Annotated in this window: 21 protein-coding genes; 7 read left to right on the top strand and 14 right to left on the bottom strand. The window is 76.7% G+C overall.

Features of this window, described 5'->3' with window-relative positions:
* The coding region (locus tag RI554_03230) for a hypothetical protein (GenBank protein ID MDR9391021.1) at nucleotides 1-808 on the top strand (808 nt) is incomplete at its 5' end.
* 49 nt (nucleotides 809-857) lie between these two features.
* On the opposite strand, the gene RI554_03225 is transcribed toward RI554_03230, so the two are convergent.
* Together RI554_03225 and RI554_03220 are read right to left on the bottom strand one after the other, a co-directional pair.
* Nucleotides 858-1,160, bottom strand: coding sequence for a 4a-hydroxytetrahydrobiopterin dehydratase (locus RI554_03225; GenBank protein ID MDR9391020.1), 303 nt, complete (start codon nucleotides 1,158-1,160; stop codon nucleotides 858-860).
* A 59-nt stretch (nucleotides 1,161-1,219) separates the two neighbouring features.
* A complete protein-coding gene (locus RI554_03220) occupies nucleotides 1,220-3,223 on the bottom strand; it encodes a hypothetical protein (protein MDR9391019.1) in 2,004 nt (667 codons plus the stop codon).
* Between the two features lie 167 nt (nucleotides 3,224-3,390).
* Between RI554_03220 and RI554_03215 the strand changes: the two genes are divergently transcribed.
* A complete protein-coding gene (locus RI554_03215; protein ID MDR9391018.1) occupies nucleotides 3,391-3,627 on the top strand; it encodes a ferredoxin family protein in 237 nt (78 codons plus the stop codon).
* Between the two features lie 15 nt (nucleotides 3,628-3,642).
* Here the strand turns inward: RI554_03215 and RI554_03210 are convergent, their stop codons facing one another.
* From RI554_03210 to lysW, 6 genes are read right to left on the bottom strand one after another with little or no spacing between them, the layout of a single operon-like run.
* Entirely contained in the window at nucleotides 3,643-4,779 is a 1,137-nt protein-coding gene (locus RI554_03210) for a M20/M25/M40 family metallo-hydrolase (protein ID MDR9391017.1), read from the bottom strand.
* Nucleotide 4,780: 1 nt separating this feature from the next.
* Nucleotides 4,781-6,028, bottom strand: coding sequence for an aminotransferase class III-fold pyridoxal phosphate-dependent enzyme (locus RI554_03205; GenBank protein ID MDR9391016.1), 1,248 nt, complete (start codon nucleotides 6,026-6,028; stop codon nucleotides 4,781-4,783).
* Complete coding sequence (locus RI554_03200) at nucleotides 6,025-6,843, bottom strand: [LysW]-aminoadipate kinase (protein ID MDR9391015.1); 819 nt, start codon at nucleotides 6,841-6,843, stop codon at nucleotides 6,025-6,027. Before RI554_03200 ends, RI554_03205 begins: the two co-directional genes overlap by 4 nt.
* On the bottom strand, nucleotides 6,840-7,883 hold the full coding sequence (gene argC, locus RI554_03195; GenBank protein MDR9391014.1) for an N-acetyl-gamma-glutamyl-phosphate reductase: 1,044 nt from the start codon (nucleotides 7,881-7,883) through the stop codon (nucleotides 6,840-6,842). The genes RI554_03200 and argC overlap by 4 nt, the downstream gene beginning before the upstream one ends.
* Nucleotides 7,880-8,827, bottom strand: a complete 948-nt coding sequence (gene lysX, locus RI554_03190; protein MDR9391013.1) for a lysine biosynthesis protein LysX — start codon at nucleotides 8,825-8,827, stop codon at nucleotides 7,880-7,882. Before lysX ends, argC begins: the two co-directional genes overlap by 4 nt.
* A complete protein-coding gene (gene lysW / locus RI554_03185; GenBank protein MDR9391012.1) occupies nucleotides 8,824-8,988 on the bottom strand; it encodes a lysine biosynthesis protein LysW in 165 nt (54 codons plus the stop codon). The genes lysX and lysW overlap by 4 nt, the downstream gene beginning before the upstream one ends.
* A 372-nt stretch (nucleotides 8,989-9,360) precedes the next feature.
* Here lysW and RI554_03180 point away from each other — a divergent pair, with 372 nt between their 5' ends.
* The 3 genes from RI554_03180 to guaB all read left to right on the top strand — a co-directional run bounded on the left by RI554_03180 (nucleotide 9,361) and on the right by guaB (nucleotide 12,393).
* Nucleotides 9,361-10,377: an A/G-specific adenine glycosylase gene (locus RI554_03180; GenBank protein MDR9391011.1), complete on the top strand. Its 1,017-nt coding sequence runs from the start codon at nucleotides 9,361-9,363 to the stop codon at nucleotides 10,375-10,377.
* Nucleotides 10,378-10,386: 9 nt separating this feature from the next.
* Entirely contained in the window at nucleotides 10,387-10,797 is a 411-nt protein-coding gene (locus tag RI554_03175; protein MDR9391010.1) for a thioesterase family protein, read from the top strand.
* 105 nt (nucleotides 10,798-10,902) lie between these two features.
* Nucleotides 10,903-12,393, top strand: a complete 1,491-nt coding sequence (gene guaB / locus RI554_03170) for an IMP dehydrogenase (protein MDR9391009.1) — start codon at nucleotides 10,903-10,905, stop codon at nucleotides 12,391-12,393.
* A gap of 7 nt (nucleotides 12,394-12,400) precedes the next feature.
* Here the strand turns inward: guaB and bshC are convergent, their stop codons facing one another.
* From bshC to RI554_03150, 4 genes are read right to left on the bottom strand one after another with little or no spacing between them, the layout of a single operon-like run.
* The gene (gene bshC / locus RI554_03165; GenBank protein MDR9391008.1) at nucleotides 12,401-13,999 is read right to left on the bottom strand and encodes a bacillithiol biosynthesis cysteine-adding enzyme BshC; all 1,599 of its coding nucleotides are present in this window, start codon (nucleotides 13,997-13,999) and stop codon (nucleotides 12,401-12,403) included.
* A gap of 55 nt (nucleotides 14,000-14,054) precedes the next feature.
* Entirely contained in the window at nucleotides 14,055-14,459 is a 405-nt protein-coding gene (locus RI554_03160; protein MDR9391007.1) for a DUF1667 domain-containing protein, read from the bottom strand.
* Nucleotides 14,456-15,736: an FAD-dependent oxidoreductase gene (locus RI554_03155; GenBank protein MDR9391006.1), complete on the bottom strand. Its 1,281-nt coding sequence runs from the start codon at nucleotides 15,734-15,736 to the stop codon at nucleotides 14,456-14,458. The genes RI554_03160 and RI554_03155 overlap by 4 nt, the downstream gene beginning before the upstream one ends.
* Nucleotides 15,733-17,193 (bottom strand): NAD(P)/FAD-dependent oxidoreductase, encoded by a 1,461-nt coding sequence (locus RI554_03150; protein MDR9391005.1) that lies wholly within the window; start codon nucleotides 17,191-17,193, stop codon nucleotides 15,733-15,735. The genes RI554_03155 and RI554_03150 overlap by 4 nt, the downstream gene beginning before the upstream one ends.
* A 120-nt stretch (nucleotides 17,194-17,313) precedes the next feature.
* On the opposite strand from RI554_03150, the gene RI554_03145 reads away from it, so the two are divergent.
* Complete coding sequence (locus tag RI554_03145; protein ID MDR9391004.1) at nucleotides 17,314-18,105, top strand: 2-phosphosulfolactate phosphatase; 792 nt, start codon at nucleotides 17,314-17,316, stop codon at nucleotides 18,103-18,105.
* Nucleotides 18,095-18,832 carry a WecB/TagA/CpsF family glycosyltransferase gene (locus RI554_03140; protein MDR9391003.1) on the top strand — a complete coding sequence of 246 codons (738 nt, stop codon included), beginning with the start codon at nucleotides 18,095-18,097 and terminating at the stop codon, nucleotides 18,830-18,832. The genes RI554_03145 and RI554_03140 overlap by 11 nt, the downstream gene beginning before the upstream one ends.
* Before the next feature lie 10 nt (nucleotides 18,833-18,842).
* Here RI554_03140 and RI554_03135 read toward each other — a convergent pair whose 3' ends face one another.
* Nucleotides 18,843-20,087 carry an ATP-binding protein gene (locus tag RI554_03135; protein MDR9391002.1) on the bottom strand — a complete coding sequence of 415 codons (1,245 nt, stop codon included), beginning with the start codon at nucleotides 20,085-20,087 and terminating at the stop codon, nucleotides 18,843-18,845.
* On the bottom strand, nucleotides 20,084-20,455 hold a 372-nt coding region (locus RI554_03130), incomplete at its 5' end, for a hypothetical protein (protein ID MDR9391001.1). The genes RI554_03135 and RI554_03130, both read right to left, overlap by 4 nt.

The raw sequence follows: 20,455 nt of genomic DNA, 5'->3' as shown, positions 1-20,455 counted from the left end.
GTCGGCGACCGACGCCTCCCCCACCGACGCCTCCCCCACCGACGCCTCCCCGACGGACGCGTCCCCGACGGACGAAGGCGTCGGTGCGACGTCCGCCACCGATGCGTCGGCGACCGATGCGTCCCCGACCGACGTCGCCCCCCGCGACGCCTCCCCCACCGACGCGGCGGCGGACCCAGGCCCGGCATCGGACGCGGAGGCGGACGCCGCGACCGAGGTCCGACTCGACCTGCCCGACGACGCCGCCCTGCGCGACGCGCTCGACGAAGCGGTCGAGGCCTGGCGGTCGGTGGGCGTCCCCCTGACGCTCGTCGACGACGACGACGCGGTCGACCGCGTCCGCGTCGGGGACGCCGACCGGTTCGGCCCCGACGCGCTCGCGTTCTCGCGGCGCGTCGCGGGGGAGCCCGGCGTCGAGATCCTCGTGCGGCCCGGTGCGGAGGGCCGCCGGAGCGACGTGCTGGCGTACGAGCTCGGGCGCTGGTTGGGGCTCGAGGTCGCCGAACGCGGGTTCCGGTCGGGTCGCGTGCCCGACGAAGCGCCCTCCCCGCCCCTCCCGAGCGACGGCGACGCCCTCCTCGCGGCGCTCGCCAGCGCCCCCGAGGACCTCGACGGGGACGGCGACGTCGACTTCTACGACCTCGTGCGGCTCGCCGCCGCGTACGGGGAGGTGGGGACGCGCGTCGCCGCGGACGTCGACGGATCGGGGGAGGTCGACGACGACGACGTCGAGCGCCTCCGGGCCCGCTACACGTTCCTGCCGCCCTCGCGCACCCCGCCCGAGGGGCGGACCTCCACCGACGAGTGACGCGCCCCGCGGAGGCGGGGCGCGTCACGGCACGGGGCGGGCGGGCGCGTCAGTCGCGCGCGCCGGCGCTGGCGGCGATGGCGTCGATCGCGTTCGCGAGGTCGACGTCCTTCTCCGTGAGGCCTCCCGCGTCGTGCGTCGTCAGGCGCACGTCGACCCGGTTGTAGACGTTCGCGAGCTCCGGGTGGTGGTCGGCCTTCTCCGCCGCGACCCCGACCCGGACCAGGAACCCGAGGGCGGCACCGAAGTCGTCGAAGGTGAAGCGGCGCAGGAGCGCATCGTTCTCCTCGCGCCAGGTCGGTAGGTCGGTCAGGGCGGCCGCGAGCGCATCGCGGCTCAATCGTTCGGGCATGAGCACCTCCGCCGCCAGGGTGACAGACCGACCGGGGCGGAGGATGTCGTCCGGGTCGTTCAGGGGGCGACGTCCGCGCCGCGATGGAAGGCCGCGACGACCTGGCCGTCCCCGACCACGCACGTGAACGCCCCCCCGAACAACGGCGCGACCAGGACGTCCTGGAACGCTGCGACGACGCGACCGGGGAGCATCGCGACGTGGCGTCCCTCCCCGCGGACGTCGTAGCGCCGCACGGTGAACGTGCGGCCGTCGACCGTCACGTCGACCGGTTCCCCCGTGAAGGGTGCCGCGACGGGGGGCGTCGCCTCGTCCCCCTCCGCCAGCAACGCGATCGCCGCATCGAGGTCGGACTCGCTCGCACGGGTCGCGAGCACGGCCCGCGCGAGGAAGGCGTCCCGCCAGGCGGGCTCGAGCGGGACGCCCTCCGCCTCCGCGACGCCCTCCAGCAGGTCGCGCCACGCACCCCGGACGTCGTCCGCGTCGTTCGCCAGGGCGGCGCCGTGACGGAGCGCGGCCGACAGGCGGTCGTCGCGGTCGCCGCTCGTGGCGGGCGCGAGGCGCGCCAACGCCCCCTCCAGCGCCGCCGCGTCGGGCGCGGCGAGGACGTGCAGGATCGCGGCGGCCTCCGCGACGCGGGCGGGCAAGGAGCCGCCCCGCGACCGCACGGCGACGTGAAGGTACGCCTGCAGCGGGAACGTCGCGACCTGCGCGCCACCGACGTCGCTCACCCGGTCGCGGTCGAGGGGGATGGCGACGTCGTCCAGGTACAGCGTGCGGTCCTCGCCGGCGTGCGTGACGACGAGGGTCCACCCCGCGAACGTCGTCCGGACGGGCTCCGCGACCCGGAGGGTGAGGTCGTGCTCGCCGTTCACGGGTGCGTCTCGGCGGAGGGCCGGATCGAGGGCGAACAGGACGCCCCCCTCGAGCCGGGGTTCGGCGCCGGAGCCGCCGACCGACGCGGGCAGCAACGCCGCGAGGTGCTCGAAGAACGCGTCGACGCGTTCGCGGAGGTGCGGGAGGGCGGACCGCAACGCCTCGGCGCGTTGCCGCTCCCACGCCTCGCGCTCCCGCAACTGCACCTGCAGTTCCTCGCGCCGCGTGCGTTTCTCCCAGTCGGGCAGGTTGCGGCGGGACACGTCGCGGATCGCTTCGCGCAACCCCTTCGCGTCGAGGCCCGGAGGTTCGCTCGCGGCGCGCTTCCCGGCGTACGGGTCGCGAATCACGGCGTGCGCGAGGTTGCGGACGTACGCGAGCGAGCCGGTCCGGTCGACGTTCGGGGGTGGGTCGCGGTCGCACACCCCCAGCACCGCCTCCGCGACGCCGCGCGCCACCTCGACGAGCGTCTCTTCGTGGTGGACCGTGACGAGCGGGTCGATCGGTTCCGGGATGGGTTCGACGACCTCGAACGCGCGGAGGTTGACGTCGTCGGCGAAGGCGTCGCTCGCCGCCCAGCGCTCGAGGTTCCGGAGCGTGGCGTACATGACGCGGGCGGTCACGCGGTCGCGTTCGGCGCGCCAGGCGGCGGCCGTGGTCTCCGCGAAGCGTTCGATCTCCCCGCCGAACACCCGTTCGGCGAGGCGGGCGACGACGGCGCGTTCGGTCCGCTCCGCCTCCCCGATCGGCGGCGCGACGGCGTTCGCCCCCTCCGGGGGGGCGTCGGCACCCCCGGGCGGGCCGGCGTCCGCGGGCGGGCCGGCGTCCGCGGGTGGGCCGGCGCGACCGGGGGCGTCGAGGACCACGGTGCGGGCCGTCTCCGCCGCCGTGGCGCTGGCCTGCACCGGGGCGGCCGACGCCCCGAGAACGAGGTCCGCAAGGTTCGGTGCGGCGCCCCCGCCGGACGCGCGCGCCGGCGCGAGCGGCCCGAGACCGGCGTGGAGTTCCCGTTGGAGCGCTTCGAACCGGTTCGCGCGGTCCGGCGCGAGGTCCCCCCGGGCGGCGGCGACCTCGTCGGCGAGCTCGTGCACCGCCTCGATGCCCCCGCGGACGGGACGGTGGTGCCGTACGTCGTCCAGGACGTACTCGAGGAGCTGCAGGAGGCGCTCGGCGGACGCGACGGTCATGTCCCGGGAGTATACGGGCGGCCTCCGGCGCCGGGCGGGCGTGGCGCACGGCGGTGCGTCGCGCCCGGCGCATCCCTTCGCCCCACGCGTCCTTGACGCCCCCATCGGCGTGGGGGATGATGACGTCGTGGTCGGACCGCGTGCGCGGCGGCCACGAGGAGGTGGCCATGCCCCACATCATCACGGAGCCGTGCATCGGCACCAAGGACCAAGCCTGCGTCGACGTGTGCCCCGTGGAGTGCATCTACGAGGCCGACGACCAGTTCTACATCCACCCCGAGGAGTGCATCGACTGCGGCGCCTGCATCCCCGCGTGCCCGGTCGACGCGATCTACACCGAGGAGGACGTCCCCGCGGAGTGGACGTCGTACATCCAGAAGAACTACGACCTGTCCGGCGTCTGAGCGACGCTCCCGAGGTCAGGATCGTTCGCGGCGCGGGCCCTTCGGGGTCCGCGCCGTCGCGTGGACGCCCGCGAGCTGCGCCAGGGCGGCCCGGACGACGTCCACGGCGGCGTCGTACGCGCCGAGGTCCAGGTGTTCGTCGGGGGTGTGGTCGAGCGACGCGTCGCCGGGCCCGTAGGCGATCGTCGGGACCGGCCAGGCGTCCGCCACGACGTTCCAGTCGCTCGTGCCGGTCTTGACGACCGTCCGGGGGCGGCCGCCCACCGCGCGGATCGCGGTGCGCCACGCGCGCTGCAGGTCGCCGTCGCGGGGGCTGCGGACGGCGGCGAGGCGCTCGGCCTGGATCTCGAGGGTGACCGACGGGGGCCGCGGCAGATCGGTGAGCCACGCCGCGAGGCGGTCGGGCGGCCAGGCGGGCGGGAGGCGGAAGACGACCGTCGCGTCGGCGCGCACGGCGAGGCCGTCGTGCTCGTGCGTGAGTCCCGTCACGGTCGCTTGGAGCGCGTCGAACGCCCCGCGGGGCGCCCCGTTCGCGTTCGCCGCGTCGCGGGCCGCGCGGAGGGTCGCGAGCCACGCCACGAGGTCGTCGGCGGCGGAGGCGGCGGGGCCGGCGCCGTGCGCGGCGGGCCGCACCGCGCGGGCGTGCACGGCGAGCCGCCCCTTGTAGCCGAGGGTGACGGCGTCCCACCCCGACGGCTCGAGGATCACCAGGCGGTCGGGGGCCGCGCGGGTGGCGAGGAGGTGGCGCGCCCCGACGCTACCGGGGGTCTCCTCCCCGACCGCGCCGACGACCCGCACCGTCAGCGCGTCGCGGACCTCCCGGTCGAGGCGCGCGACGGCGGCGAGGGCCGCGCAGAGGGGCCCCTTCGCGTCGACCGTCCCGCGCCCGTACAGCGCTCCGCCGCGCTCCTCGACGGGGACGTCGCCCGGGACGGTGTCGAGGTGCCCGAGCGCGAGCACCTCGAGCGGGCCGTGCCCGCGGACCGCGTGCAGGTTCCCGGCGTCGTCGACGCGGACGTCGTCGAAGCCGACGCCGTCCGGACGGACGGGGAGAGCGTCCGCGAGGCGCGTCACGACGTCCGCTTCGCGGCCGGACGGGCTGGGGGTGGCGACGGCGAGCCGCAGCCACGCGCGGGCGTCCGCCGCCTCCACGTCAGGGGCCGGGGGCGGTGTCCGCCAGCGCCCCCGCGAGGGCGTCGACGGCGCGGTCGGCGTCGTCGCGCGTGAGGATGAGCGGCGGCACCATCCGCAGCACCGTGGCGCCGGCGTTGATCGCCAGCACCCCGCGCGCCTCGAGCGCGGCGAGGATCGGCGCGACCTTCTCCTTGAACTCGACGCCGAGCATCAGGCCGACGCCGCGCACCTCCCGGATGCGGGGCTCGTCGGCGGCGAGCGCGTCGAGGCGGGTGCGGAGGTGCGCCCCGACCTCGCGGACGTGCTCCATGAGGCCGCCGGCGAGCTCGTCGAGGACGACGAGGGCGGCGGCGGCGGCGAGGGGGTTGCCGCCGAACGTCGTGCCGTGCCCGCCCTTCGGCATCGCGGCGGCGACCTCGGTCGTCATGAGGGTCGCGCCGATGGGGACGCCGCCCCCGAGGCCCTTCGCCATCGTCGCGACGTCGGCGGGGACGCCGGCGGCCTCGTGCGCGAGGAAGGTCCCGGTCCGGCCGGCGCCGGCCTGCACCTCGTCGAAGATCAACAGCGCCCCGTGCGCGTCGGCGGCGCGCCGGGCGGCCTGCAGGAAGGTGGGGTCGGCGGGGTGGATGCCGCCCTCGCCCTGGACCGGTTCGACGACGATGCCGGCGACGTCGTCGCCCATCGCGGCGTCGAGCGCCTGCACGTCGCCGTACGGCACGAACCGTCCGGCGTACCCGAGGGGTTCGAACGGCTCGCGGTACGCCGCGTTCCACGTGAGCGGCAACACCCCCAGGGTGCGGCCGGAGAAGCCGCGACGGGTCGCCACGAACGTCGAGCGGCCGGTCGCGGCGCGCGCCCACTTGAGGGCCGCCTCGTTCGCTTCCGACCCGGAGTTGCTCAGGAACGCCCGCTCGAGGGGGGCGGGCGCGAGGTCGAAGAGGCGTTCGAGCATGGCGGTCCGCACGTCGTTCGCCTGGTTCTGCGGCGCGGTGATCAACCGCTTCGCCTGCTCGCCGACGGCGGCGGCGAGGCGTGGGTGGGCGTGCCCGAGGGAGGCGACGGCGATGCCGGCCATCAGGTCGAGGTAGCGGCGGCCGTCGGCGTCGATCAGCGTGACGCCCTCGCCGCGCACGAAGGCGTGGCGGGGGGCCCACAAGCCGGAGTGGTGCGCGGCGTCGCGCGCGATCAGCTCCGCGGCGCTCGCAGGGCCGCCCCCCGGACCTGGGGGGACGGGCGGGGGTGGGACGGGGTCGGGCGTGTCGCTCATGAAGCACCTCCCTCGCGGACGACGGTACCCGACCCGGCGAGGGCGGTGCGCACCGGCGTGGGGCGGCGGGCGTCGCCGATCACCACGCGGGCGACGCCGCCGCGCGCCGCGTGGACCGCCCCGTCGAGCTTCGCGCGCATGCGCCCGCCGGCGAGCGCGTCGGCGTCGGCGGGGTCGCGCGCGTCGACGTGCGGGACGAGGCTGCCTTCGTCGTCGGGATCGCGGAGCAGCCCGGGGACGCCGGTGAGCAGCAGGAGCGCGTCGGCGGCGAGGGCCGTGGCGATCGCGGCGGCGGCGCGGTCGCCGTCGACGTTGACGAGGGTGCCGTCGTCGGCGAGGGCGGGGGGCGTGACGACGGGCAGGTAGCCGGCCTCGAGCAGCATCCGTAGGAACGCGTCGTCGACGCGGTCGACGGTGCCGGTGTGGTCGCCCCGGAGGAGTTTCGTCTTGCCGTGCTCGACGCTGCGGACCGTCGCCTTGCGGCGGCCGGTCAGCAGCCGGCCGTCCGCACCGCAGAGGCCGACGGCGTTCGCGCCGGCCGCCTGGAGGCGCTCGACGTGCGTCGCGTTCAGGCGCCCGCGGTAGACCATCGTGAAGATCTCCAGGGTGGCGCGGTCGGTGTAGCGGCTGGTGCGGCCCGAGGGGCTCGTCACGAAGCGGGGCGGGTGGCCGAGCGCTTCGGCAACGCGGTTGGTTTCGGCGCTGCCGCCGTGCACGAGGACGACGCGTTCGCCGCTGGCGTGCAGGGCGGCGGCGTCGTCGAGGACGGCGGTGGGGTCGATACCCTCCCCCCCGCCGACCTTCACGACGATCACGGGTGCAGGCCCGGGAACGTCAGGCCGGTCGTCTCCTCGAAGCCGCGCGCGACGTTCAGGGCCTGCAGCGCGCCGCCCGCGGTGCCCTTGACGAGGTTGTCGAGGGCGGTGGTCACGACCAATCGGCCGGAGTCGGGGTCGAGCGCGACGCCGAGATCCACCCAGTTCGTGCCGTCGAGGAGCTTCGGGTCCGGCGTCCGGTGGAGGCCGCGGCGCGCGAGGACGAGGCGGACGAACGGCTCGTCGTCGTACGCCTCGCGGACCGCCTCGAGCACGTCGCGTTCGCTGGTGCCGTCCTGGACCCACAGGTGCGCGGTGGCGAGGATGCCGCGGACGCGGGGGACCGCGGTGGCGGTGAGGTGCACGTCGAGGCGTCCCCCCGACGCCTCGACGACCTCCGCTTCGTGCCGGTGGCCGACCGGGGCGTACGTCCGGAGGGCCCCCGCACGCTCGGGGTGGTGCGTCGCGGGGCTCGGGGACGCACCGGCGGCGCTGGATCCGATCTTGGCGTCGATCAGGACCTCGCGGCGCGCCAGGATCGGGGTGCGCAGGAACGGCGCGAGGGCGAGTTGGGCGGCGGTCGCGAGGCACCCGGCGCCGGCGATGCGGGTCGCGCCGGCGAGGGCGGCGCGACGGAGTTCGGGCACCCCGACGACGAAGTCGGCGAGGCGGTCGGGGGCGGGGTGGGGCCGGCCGTACGCGCGGGCGTAGGCGTCGGGGTCGTTCAGCCGCATGTCGCTCGAGAGGTCGATCAGCGTCTCGGCGTGCGCCTCGAGGGCGTCGAGGCGATCGGCGACGTGCCCGTGGGGCAACGCCGACACCAGCACGTCGACGTCGTTCAGCTCGGCAAGGGGCGTGAAGCGCAGGCGGGTGACGGCGCGCAGGTTCGGGTGGACCGACGCGACCGGGTGGCCGGCGTGCCGTTCGCTGGTGGCCTGCACGACCTCGAGGTGCGGGTGTCCCAGCGCGAGGCGGAGCATCTCGCCGCCGGCGTACCCCGACGCCCCGAGGATGGCGACGCGGAGCGGGGCGGCGCTCACGCCGTCCCCCCGGCCGCGTGCGCGGGGGGCGCGCCGGAGGCCGCCCCGGCCCGTGCGGCCGGGGCGTCCGGGGCGGACGCGGCCGCGACGTCGCGAAGGTACGCCGCGATCTCGAGGGGCAGGTCGACGCCGGTCGGTTCGATCGAGTTGCGGAACTCGAGCCCGTGGTTGACCTCCCCCACCAGGAGGCCTCGGTCGGCCTCCAGGAGGTCGACGGCGAGCAGGCCGCCCCGCGCCGACCCCGCGACCGCGCGGGCGGCGGCGAGGGCGGTCGCCTCGAGGTCGGGCGTGACCGCGACGCCGCGGACGGTGGCGCCGCGGGCGGTGTTCGTGCGCCAGTCGTCCCCTTCGCGGGCGATGGCGGCGACGACGCGGTCGCCGACGACGAAGGCGCGGAGGTCGCGGCCGGGTTTGGCGACGTGCTCCTGGACGTAGAACAGCTGGTGGGTCGGGCCGCCCAGGACGCGCTTGTGTTCCAGGACGGCGTCGACGGCGTCGACGTCGTGGAGGCGCGCGACCATGCGGCCCCAACTCCCGACGACCGGTTTGAGGACGACCGGCCAACCGAGGTCCTCGGCGGCGGCCAGGACGGTGGCGCGGTCGAAGGCGAGGACGGTGCGGGGTTGGGGGACGCCGGCCGCGGCGAGCGCGGCGCTGCTCGCCCACTTGTCGCCGCACGTCGCGACGACGTGGGCGGGGTTGACGACGTGGACGCCGCTCGCTTCGAGGCCCTGCGCGATCGCGAGGGTGCGGGCGTGCGAGAGGGTACGGAGGTACGCGACGTCGCCCTCCGGCCACGGGGCGCCCGCTTCGAGCCGGAGGTCGGGGGCGTAGACGCGGCGGACGTCGACGCCGAGGCGGTCGAACGCCCCGAGGAGCAGGCGCTCCTCGGGGCGGAGGCGGTCGTGGACCAGCGCGATGCGAACCGCGGGCGCGGTCGTCACTCGCCCCAGTCCTCGGCCTCTTCGGGGGCGGGTTCGAGGCGCAGCGGGTCGAGGGCGACGACCTCGAGTTCGACGCCGTCGTCGCTGACGAGGAGTTCGCCGAGCTCAAGGGTGGCGGGGTCGACGTCGAGGCGGCCGTAGGGGGTGGAGAGGGTCTGCATGGTCGGTCCTTTCGGGCGGGCGCGCCCCCACGGGCGCTTTCGATTCCTAAGCAACGCGGTGCGTGGCGGGGGTGCCGCGCTCCGCGGGCGCGCGGACGAGGGGGAGCGTACGCCCTCCGGTCGGCCCCCGTCAACCCCGCCTTGGTCGGAGCGAGCCGCGTCCCTGCGGCACTTTCGAGGTCGGCGAGGGGGCCGCGACCGACCCGCGGCCCCCCACGCCGCCTCGGGCTCGGACTTACGATTCCTAAGCGCGCGGGGCGGGCGGTGGGTACGGCCGCGGGGGAGCGGTCGAGCGGGTGCGGCCGAGGGGGAGCGGTTGCGTGGGACGCCGTCGGCCGGGGACGGCCGCCCGCGCGACGGTACGCTTCCGGCGTGAACGGAGGTCCACCCACCCCCCTGGCGTCGTACGCCGAACCGCTGGCCGCCTGGTTCGAGGCCCGCGCTCGGGCGCTGCCGTGGCGCGTCGACCGCACCCCCTACCGAACGTGGGTCGCCGAAATCATGCTGCAGCAGACCCGCGCAGCGACGGTGGTGCCGTACTTCGAGCGGTGGATGGCGCGCTTCCCCGACGTCGCCACCCTCGCCGCCGCCGACGAGGAGGACGTCCTCGCCGCCTGGGAGGGACTCGGGTACTACCGACGCGCTCGCGCGCTGCACCGCGCCGCCCGCACGATCGCAGCCGCCGGCGGCGCCCTCCCCCGCGACGACGCCGGCTGGCGCGCCCTGCCGGGGGTCGGGCCGTACACCGCCGCCGCGATCCGCGCCTTCGCCGACGGCGCACGCCGCGTCGCGGTCGACGGCAACGTCCGCCGCGTCGGCGCGCGCCTCCTCGCCAACCCCGCCCCCCGCGACGCGGACCTCGCCGAGGCACTCGCGCCGCTCCTTCCCGACGCCCGCCCCGAGCGCGGCACCGAGGCGCTCATCGAGCTCGGCGCGACGGTCTGCACGCCCCGCGCACCCGCCTGCGACGCCTGCCCCCTCGCCCCCGCCTGCCGCGCGTACGCCGCCGGCGACGTGGAGGCGTACCCCGCCCCCCGCACCCGGACGGCCGTCCCGACCCGCCGCCGCTGGGCGTCGGTCCACGTCGGCGACGACGCCCTCTGGGTCGTCCGCCGTCCCCCCGACGGCCTGCTCGGTGGGCTGTGGGGCCTCCCCCAGCACGAGGACGCCCCCTCCGGGCGGGCGCTACCGCCGATCCGTCACGTCTACAGCCACTTCGTGCTCGACCTCGTGCCGGTGCTGCGCGACGCCCCGCCGGAGGGCGACGGCCGCTGGGCGGACGCCGCCGCTCGGGCGGCGCTGCCGTTCAGCGGGGTCGACCGCACCCTCGTCGCGCGCCTCGAACGCGAGCGGCACCTCCCGCCCCCGGACCCGACCGGGGCCTGCTAGCCTGCCCCCGTGATCCTGCGGGTACGCTTCGCCGAAACCGACGCGATGGGCGTCGCCCACCACGGCGCCTACGCCCCCTGGCTCGAGGCGGCCCGGGTCGAATGGATGCGCGAGCGGGGCCTCCGCTACCGCGACCTCGAGGCGGAGGGCATCTCGATGGCGGTCGCGCACCTCGACGTCCGCTACCGGCGCGCCGCCCACTTCGACGACGAACTGCGCATCGACACCACCCTCACGACGCTCCGCAGCCGCTTCGCGACGTTCGCCTACCGCATCGTCGTCGCCGACGGCGAGGACGCCGATGCTCCGGTCGCGACCGCCACCACCGCGCACGTCCCGACCGACCGCACGGGACGCGCCGTCCGCGTCCCCCGCGCGTGGCACGACGCCCTCCGTGGGCACGTCCAGCCGCCCACCTGACGCGACGCCCGGGCGCCCCGCCGGCCCACCGGCCCCCGCGCACCCCCGCCGCCGCCGCGAGCGGTATCCTCGGGGCGTCGGCGCGACCGCGCCCCGGAGGCCCCCATGAGCGACCCGCACGCCCGTCCCGCCGCGCACGAGGACAAGCTCGTGGCGACGGCGTTCACCTTCGACGACGTCCTCCTCATCCCCGGCGCGAGCGAGGTGCTGCCCCGCGACGTCGACGTCGCAGGCCGCTTCTCGCGGCGCGTCCCGCTCGTCACCCCCATCGCCTCCGCCGCGATGGACACCGTCACCGAGACCCGCATGGCGATCGCCATGGCGCGCCTCGGCGGGATCGGGGTGCTGCACAAGCGCATGACGGCCGACGCGCAGGCGGCGATGGTCCGCAAGGTCAAACGCAGCGAATCGGGCATGATCACCGACCCGATCACCCTCCCCCGCCACGCGACGGTCGGGGACGCCGAACGCCTCATGGCGGAGTACCGCATCAGCGGCGTCCCGATCGTCGAGGGGGACGACGTCCTGGTCGGCATCCTCACGAACCGCGACCTGCGCTTCGAGGACGACCCGACGCGGGGCGTCGAGGCGTTGATGACGAAGGACGGCCTCGTGACCGTCCCGGTCGGCACCACCCTCGAGGACGCCCGCACCATCCTCCGCGACCACAAGATCGAGAAGTTGCTCGTCGTCGACGACGCCGGCAAACTGAGCGGCCTCATCACGATCAAGGACATCACCAAGGCGACCGAGTACCCGAACGCGAACAAGGACGACCTCGGCCGCCTCCGGGTGGCCGCCGCGGTCGGGGCCGGCGACGACCTCGAGGCGCGCGCCGAAGCGCTGGTCGACGCCGGCGTCGACGCCCTCGTGCTCGACAGCGCCCACGGGCACGCCCGCGGCGTCCGCGAGGCGCTCGCGACGCTCAAGGCCACGTACGACCTCGACGTCGTCGCCGGCAACGTCGCGACGGCCACCGCCGCCCGCGACCTGATCGACGGCGGCGCGGACGCCGTGAAGGTCGGGGTCGGACCCGGCTCGATCTGCACGACGCGGGTCGTGACCGGCGTCGGGATGCCGCAATTGAGCGCCATCCTCGAGGTGGCGCGCGTCACCCGCGACGCCGGCGTCCCACTGATCGCCGACGGCGGCATCAAACAGACCGGCGACGTCCCCAAGGCGCTCGCCGCCGGCGGGGACGCCGTCATGGTGGGCTCGATGCTGGCGGGCACGTACGAAGCGCCCGGCGAGGAGATCCTCCGCGACGGCCGCCGCTACAAGGCGTACCGGGGCATGGGCAGCCTCGGCGCGATGGAGGGGGGCAGCGCCGACCGGTACTTCCAGGAGGACCGCCGCGCCGACAAGCTCGTCCCCGAAGGGATCGAAGGGATGGTGGCGTACAAGGGCCCGGTCGGCGACGTCGTCCACCAGGTGGTCGGCGGCCTCCGGAGCGCCATGGGGTACGTCGGCGCGGCGGACGTGCCCGCCCTCCAGCGCGACGCGCGCTTCGTGACGATCACGCAAGCCAGCCTCGTCGAGGGCCACCCGCACGACGTCACCGTCACCAAGGACGCCCCGAACTACGTGCGCCGCTGAGCCCCCCTCAGGGGTCCAGCGGCAGTTCGTGCGCGCCGTCGGCGGGAAGGGTCAGGAGCCGGTCCAGGACCGGCGTCACGCCGAACTTCGCGAAGTAGGCGAACGGCGTCACGACGCGTTCCTGCGGCCCGCCACCCGGGACGAGCATCGCGCGGAGGCGAGCGAACTGCGCGTGCGTCACCCGGTCGCGGCGCGCCAACGCCGCCGCGGTCTTCGTCCGGAGGCGCGCCACCGCGGCCTCGACCGACGCTTCGCTGCGCGCGACCGGCCCCGCCAGCGTCGGGTCGATCCCCCGCACGGCGTCGAGCAGGTCGGCGGCGTCGCGCTCGAGACGCTCCGCCGCCGCCGTGAAGGCGTCGTCCGCCCCGTGCAGCGCCAACGCCACCTCCCGCTCGACGCCCTCCGGGTCGGCCTGCACCGCGGCGGCGGTGAGGCCGTACCGGGCGAGGATGCGGGCGGCCGGGGGCTCGAGCAACGTCGCGCGCGTCCGCGGGTGCACGAGCGGCATCGCGACGCCGTGATGGGCGTACACGCCCCGCACCTGCGCGAAGTACCGCAGTTCGCCCGGCCCCACCACCACCGCGGCGGTCGGCAGGACGGCATCCTGCAGGATCGGTCGGAGGCCGGCGGCGGGCGTCACCGCCGCCGGGTCGTCCTCGAGCCACGCGGCGACGTCCGCCGCGGACGCGCGCGCGCCGACCTCCCCATCGAGATGGAACCCGTCGCCGTCCACGCGAAGCAGTCGCCGGGGCCCGTCGCCACGCTGCACGAACAGGTTCGTCGCGCCGGCCGCCCGCCCCAACTGCGGCGTCCAGCCCAGCGACCGCAACGCCTCCCCCGACGTGCGGATCGCCTCCGGCCCGACGGTCGGCGCCTCGAGCTCGCGGCGAAGCCACGGCGCGAACGTCCGCGCGAGGTCCGGCTTCATGGGGTCGAGCACCACCAGGCCGCGCGGCCCCAGCAGCCGCGCGAGGGTCCGCGCGAACACGTCGGCGACCGTCCCCCCGGGCGCCGTGACGTCCTCGAGGAGGGCGCGGACCTCGGTGGCGGCCGCGGTCGCGCCGTACAGGTCCTGGACCGCGTCCTGCAGGCACGCCGTCCAGTCCTCGCGCCACGCGATGCGTCCCGACGGCCGCCCCTCCGGCAGGTCGAGCGCCACCTCGCGGCGCACGCCGTCGGGCCCGAGCAACGTCGTGCGCGCGATCTCGTCGACGTCGTGGTCCTGCGACGCCACCCAGTAGACCGGGACGACCGGCCGGTCCTCCCGGTCGAGGCGCGCCGCAAGCGCCCACGCCGACACCGCCTTCACCAGCGCGTACATCGGGCCCAGCAGCACGCCCGGCTGTTGGCCGGTGACGACGACCCGGGCGTCCGGGTGGCGGAGGCGCTGAATGGCGCGGCGCGGACCGGGCCCGTCGCCGCGCGCCGTCGCCTGCGCGTCGAGCGCGTCGGCGAGCGCCGCCCGGTCGCCCGGGTAGGGCCGCGCCAGGCCGGCCGCCACGTCGCCGGGCGCGACGTCGAAGAATCGCGACAGGTCGCCCCGCAGGTAGGCGTCGAGGAACGAGGGGGCGGGCGGGGCGCCGCCGGACCGGGAAGCGTTCGGCACCGGGAGACGCTACCAAGCCCACCCCGCCGGCGGGGCGACGGGCGGGACGCGGGGGTCAGGTGGGTGCGTCGGCCGGCAGGTCGCGGGTCGCGACGACGTCGATGCCGCTCCCCAGCACGTCGGCGGCGACGACGTCGCCCAGCGCGACCGGCGCATCGACCCGCACGGTGTGGAGGTACGCCGCGACGTCGGCGAGGAGCGCCTTCGGGAGGGGCGCCGCGCTCTTGACGGGGAGGCGCGGCCACCGCCCCCCGGCCACCGCCACGGTCGTCGCCAGCGGCCGCCGGGGATCGACGTACTCCTGGCGGGCGTACGCGTCGCCCCGCTTGCAGGAGAACCCCCGCACCTCGACGACGTCGCCGTCGACGGCGTCCACCTCCAGGCGGCAGCCCAACGGACAGCCGGTGCACAGGTACGTGCGGTGCTCGACCGCGTGGGCGTCGGGGTCGGATGCGTTCACGCCTTCGCTCCTTCCTCGCGGGGGACGACGTCGACGCGCAACGACCCCCCGGCGAACCCCTCGAGGGCGCGGGGGCGGAGCTTCACGGTCGTCATCTCCCCCGGCACCGCGTAGCGAAGCGGGCGGGCGTGCACGTCGCCCAAGCGAAGCGTGCAGGCCTCCATCGGTCGCGTGACGCGAACGTGCACCACGTGCGTCCGTTCGGTCGAGATCGTGTGCGGCACGCAACTGCGGACGTTGTCGCCGGGCACGAGCCGGACGTTGTCCTCGGGGGGTGGCGCCCCGGTCGCGTACGCCCCCGCCGCCCGACCGGCGAGGTCCGCCTCGCGGCTGACGTGATCGACGAGGTCGTGCACGTGCACGACGTTTCCGCACGCGAACACGCCGTCGCGGGAGGTCTCCATCGCGCTGCTCACGACCGGCCCACCGGTGGCGGGATCCATCCGGAGGCGCAGGGTCCGCGACAACTCGTTTTCGGGGATGAGGCCGATCGACGTCAGGACGGTGTCGCACGCGACGTCCTCGCCGGCGTCGACGTCGAGGCGTCCGTCCGTCCCGACCGGCGCGACGCGGACCCCCTCCACCCGGTCCCGCCCGCGGATCTCCGCGATGCTGGTCGCGACGTGGAGCGGCACCCCGAAATCGTCGAGGCACTGCACGACGTTGCGGTTGGAGCCGTTCGCGTGGGGCATGAGCTCGTACACGCCGGTCACGTCGACCCCCTCGAGGATCAGGCGGCGCGCCATGATGAGGCCGATGTCGCCGGAACCGAGGATCGCGACGCGCCGGCCGGGCAGGTAGCCCTCCTGGTTCACGAGCTTCTGCGCGAACCCGGCCGTCATGACGCCCGCCGGGCGGGGCCCGGGAATGCGGACGGCGGCCCGCGTCCGTTCGCGCGCCCCCATCGCCAGGACGACCGCGCGACTCGGCACGGTCGCGAGCCCGACGACGGGCGACGCGACGCGCACCCCGTCCCCCGCACCGGCGTCCAGCACGTACGCCCCCAGGAGGACGTCGACGTCCTCCTCCAGGACGTTCTCGAAGAACCGTTGCGCGTACTCCGGTCCGGTCAACTCCTCACCGAACCAGTGCACGCCGAACCCGGCGTGGATGCACTGGTTGAGGATGCCGCCCGCCTCCCCGTCCCGATCGAGGAGGAGGACGCGGTCGGCGCCCGCGGCCCGCGCCCCCAGCGCGGCCGCCATGCCGGCGGGCCCCCCACCGACGACCGTGACGTCGTAGGTGGGCGCGAGGTCCTGCGGTCGGTCGCTGATCACGACGCCACCCCCTTCCCGGGCGCCCCGTCGACGCGGGGGATCGCCACCCAACTCGCGGGGCCCCGCTTGCGGACGTCGGGGAGGGGGATGCCGGCGTCGCGCTCCAGGAGCTCCATGCAGCGCAGGGTGCAGAAGCCCCCTTGGCAGCGGCCCATCCCGGCGCGCGTACGGAACTTGATGCCGTCCAACGTCCGCGCGCCCCGCCGAATCGCGTCGCGGATCTCCCCCTCCGTGACGAGCTCGCAGCGGCACACCATCCGCGCGTACGCGGGATCGCGCGCGACGAGCGCCTCCTGCACGACGGCGTCGGCGGCGGCGAAACGGACCGGGGGCGGCAGGACCGGGTCGAACGCCGGGTCGGGCTCGAGCGCCAACCCCTGCGCCGCGAGCTCCGCCACCAACCGCTCGGCGAGGACGGGGGCGGCGGTCAGGCCGGGCGACTGGATGCCGAGCGCCTGCAGCCAGCGCGGCCGGTCGGTCGCGCCGACGTGGAAGTCGTCGTCCTCGGCGACGGCGCGCACCCCGGCGAACTGCGCGATCACGTCGCTCGCCTGGAGGCCGGGCGCGAGGCGGCGGACCTTGGCGAACACCTCCTCCGCGCCGGCGGCGGTCGTCGTCACGTCCTCCTTGTCGTCCACCTCGTGCGCGGTGGGCCCCACCATCAGCGTGCCGTCGTACGTCGGGATGATCAGGGTGCCCTTCGACGCACGCCCCGGGACCGGGAACACGAGGCGCCGGACGGTGCCCTGCAGCCGCTTGTCGAGCAGGTACTCCTCGCCCTTGCGGCCGCGGAGGGTCGGACCGCCGGCGCCCGCCAGGACGTTCAACGCGTCCCCGAACAGGCCCGCGGCGTTCACGACGTAGCGCGCCTCGATGCGGCGCGCGCCCGCCCGGAGGGCGAACGCCGCCCCGCCGTCCAGGATCTCGACGTCCGTGACCGGCGCGTCGAACACCGCCTCGACGCCGTTGCGCACCGCGTTCTCCACGAGGGTGTAGCAGGCCTCGTACGGGTTCACGACGCCCGCGGTCGGGGCGTACAGCGCGTCGTCGACGTCGTGCGACAACGCCGGCTCCTCCCGCCGGACGCGGGCGGCGTCCCACCGCTCGAGGCCGGGCACGCCCTTGGCCCGCCCGCGCGCCTCGAGCGCATCGAGGTGGGCGCGTTCGGCGTCGTCGAACGCGACGGTGAGCTCGCCGATCCGCCGGAACGCGAACCCGAGCTCCGCGGCGAGGGCGTCCCACGCCTGGTTGCCGGGCCACTCGAGGGCCCCCTTGAGGGTGGCGGGGTCGCCGTGGTGCCCGGCGTGAACGATGCCGCTGTTCGCCTTGCTGGTCCCGAACCCCGCTTCGCTCTGCGCGTCGATCAGCACGACCGACGCGCGGGTGGCGGACAGGGCGCGCGCGAGGGCGGCGCCCACCACGCCCGCCCCGATCACGGCGACGTCGTAGCGTTTCATGGCCCCACCCTGCCGCCGATCGCGCACCGCGACCAGGGACGAACGTCGCGTCCCTGCAGGGCCACGGGGGGCGCACCGCGCGCGAACCGCGCGCGCGACGCCCCGTGGTAGCCTCCCGGCGTGGCGCCCGCGTCGTCCACCCCCCCGCACGCACCGATCCTGTCGATCGACCCGGTCCCCCGGGCCGGCGACCCCGAACGCCCCGACGACGAGGGTCGCTACGCCGACGTGGTCCTCGTCATCGACGTGCTGCGCGCCACCACGACCGTCCCCCTCGTCCTGGAGGGCGGCGCCACCCGGGTGGGCCTGACCGCCAGCCACCGGGTCGCTCGCGCCGTCGCAGCGGAGGACGGCGGCTGGTTGTTGGGGGAACGGCGCGGCGTCCCGCCCGAGGGATTCAACTTCGGAAACGCCCCCGCCACCCTCGCCGGCCGCACGTTCGACGGGCCCGCCCTGCTCGTCTCCGAGAACGCCCCCGTCGCCGCCGCCGCGACCGCCGGCGCCCGCCGGGTGACGCTCGCGTCGCTCGTGAACGCCGGCGCCGTCGTCGCGGACGCCCTCGCGCACGTCCGCCACCGCATCGACGTCGTCGCGTGCGGCTTCCGCGGCGCGCCCGGCCTGGACGACGTCCTCGTCGCGGGCTTCCTCGCCGACCGCCTGCTTCGCGGCCGCGACGACCTCGTGCCCGCCGGCGCGACGCAGATGGCGTTGGACCTGATGCGCGCCGAACGCGACCCGCTCCGCCTCCTGTACGCCTCGCGCTCGGGCCGGTACCTGCGTCGCCTCGGGCTCGACGCGGACGTCGGCGCGTCCGCCGACCTCGACCGCGTCGACGCCGTCCCGGTCCTGACCAGCACCGAAGCGCGGCACGGCGGCGAGGTGTTCGCCTTCGCCCCCGCCGATGCCCCCTGACGACCGCGGGGCCCTCCTCGGCTTCCCCCTGGACCGCCTCGATCTCCCGGCCGCCACGGAGCGCGTCCTCGCGCTGGCCGACGCGGACGCCCCGGCGGCGGTCGTGACGCTGAACCCCGAGCTCGTCGTCCGGGCCCGCCGCGACGCGGCGTTGGCGGACGCCGTCCGGCGCGCCGACCTCGTCGTGCCGGACGGGGTGGGGGTCGTCTGGGCGGCGCGCCGCGCCGGGCTGGCCCCCCCGGGTCGGGTGCCCGGCGTCGAGTTGGCGCAGGCCGTCCTCGCGCGGGCCGGCGACCGCCTCCCGACGTTCCTGGTGGGGGGCCGACCCGGCGTCGCCGACCGCGCCGCCGAACGCATCCGCGCCGCGTACGGCACGCACGTCGTCGGGACGCACGACGGGTACTTCCCCGACGCGGACGGCGCACGCGTCGCGGACGCCGTGCGCGCCTCCGGCGCGCGGTTGCTGCTCGTGGGGCTGGGCGAACGCCAGGAACGCTTCGTCGACCGCCACCGCGCGGCGTTCGGGCGCCCCTGCGCGCTGTCGCTCGGGGGGACGCTCGACGTGCTGGCGGGCGACGTGCGCCGCACGCCCGCCTGGACGCGGCGCGCCGGCGTGGAGTGGGCCTGGCGCATCGCGGCCGACCCCGCGCGGTGGCACCGCGCGCCCCGCCTCGCGCGGTTCGCGTGGATCGTGCTGCGCACGCCCGCCGGCGGGCCGCGGTCGTGACGGCGGCGCGTCAGGCGAGGCCGGCGCGCCAGGCGTCCACGAACTGTCGGGCGGTCCGCCCGGAGTAGCCGTTGCCCTCCCGCGCGAACCGGTCGGCGCGTCCCTCGAGGTCCGCCCCATCGGGGTCGGTGCCGGGGTCGCCGCCCGCTTCGTCCAGCCCGCCGGCCGCACGCTCCAGCGCCCCCCGGCCCCCCTCCTGCGCCACCAGGCCGCGGACGACCTCGAGGTAGCGCCGCCGGTCGGCGCTGGGGAACGTCACGACCAGGCCGAACCGGTCCGCCAACGCGAGGCGTTCCTGCTGCGTGTCCCAGGCGTGCACGTCGTCGTCGAGGGGGTCGGGGCGATCGCGAAGGCGTTCCTGCAGCAGGTGCCGGCGGTTGCTGGTGACGACCAGGCGGACGTTCGCGGGGCGCGCCGCGAGGCCGCCCTCCAGCACCGACTTGAGCGGCCGGTAGCCGCCGTCGCCGGCCTCGAAGGCGAGGTCGTCGACGAACACCAGAAACCGTTCCGGACGCCCGCGCAGGCGGTCAGCGAGGGCCCCGAGGTGCGCGACCGCCTCGCCGTGCACCTCCACCAGCCGCAGGCCGCGCTCCGCGAACCGCGGCAGCACCCCCCGCACGACCGTCGATTTGCCGCTCCCGCGCGGCCCGTACAACAGGGCGTCCATCGCCGGGCGCCCGTCCACGAACGCCTCGACGTTCCGCACGAACGCGTCGATCGGCCGCTCCAACGCCACGAGCGCCGCCAGGTCGGGCGTCGACGGGTGCGGTACGCCGTGCAGCGTCGCTCCGTCCCACCGCAACGCCCGGAAGCGCGCCAGCGGCCCCCCGCCGTGCGTCCGCCGCCAGGTGCGGACCTGCGCCGTGACGGCGGCGGGCGGCGCCCGCCGGAGCGCGGCGGCGACGTCCGCGACCGGTCCGGGGGCGGGGGCGGGCGCCAGGTCCGCCAGCGGCGGGCCGTCCGGCGGCGCGAACGCCGGCGCGGCGGCGTGCAGCCACCCCGCCAACGTCGCGACGTCACGCACCAACCAGGCGGCGAGGCCCGGCGCGGCGTCCGCCCGCGCCCACGCGTCCGACGCGCCGTGCACGAGAGCGTCGGCGACCCCCAGCCACGGGTCCGCCGCCCCCTGCCGCAGCAGGGCCGCGAGCAGCTCGGCGCGGGCGGCGTCCGCCGCGTCCACGGGGCCGTCCGCGAGGCGGGCCAACGCGTCGGCGCCCGGCACGTCCGGGCCGAGGAGCGCCAACGACGCGCTCACGCGCCCTCCCCCTCGAGGCGGTGGGCGGGGCCGGGCGACGCGTCGCGCAACGCCCCGAAGAACGCCGCGCCGGGCGCCTCCGTCCGGCGTCCGCTCCGCCACGCCTCGACCGCCGCGACGCCGGCCGCGATCGCCTCCTCGGCGCGGTGGAAGTCCCACCACGCGATCGGGGGCGCGACCCGCACGAGCGACGCGCCGGCGGGCGCGACGGCGTCGCGCCGGTAGCTGCGGAGCGTGAGCGACGCACCCTTGAGGGCGCGCGACACGGCGTTGCGCCCGCGCACCCGGCCGGCGGCGCGGTGCACGGCCCGCCCGACGGCGCCGGCGTCGAGGCGGCGAAGCCGACCCAGCGCCCCCCCGCCCGCCAG

This window comes from Trueperaceae bacterium (assembly GCA_031581195.1).
In the GTDB taxonomy this organism is placed as follows: Bacteria; Deinococcota; Deinococci; order Deinococcales; family Trueperaceae; genus SLSQ01.
Note: the sequence above shows the minus strand (reverse complement) of the source record. Positions and strands in the feature narration are given on the sequence as shown.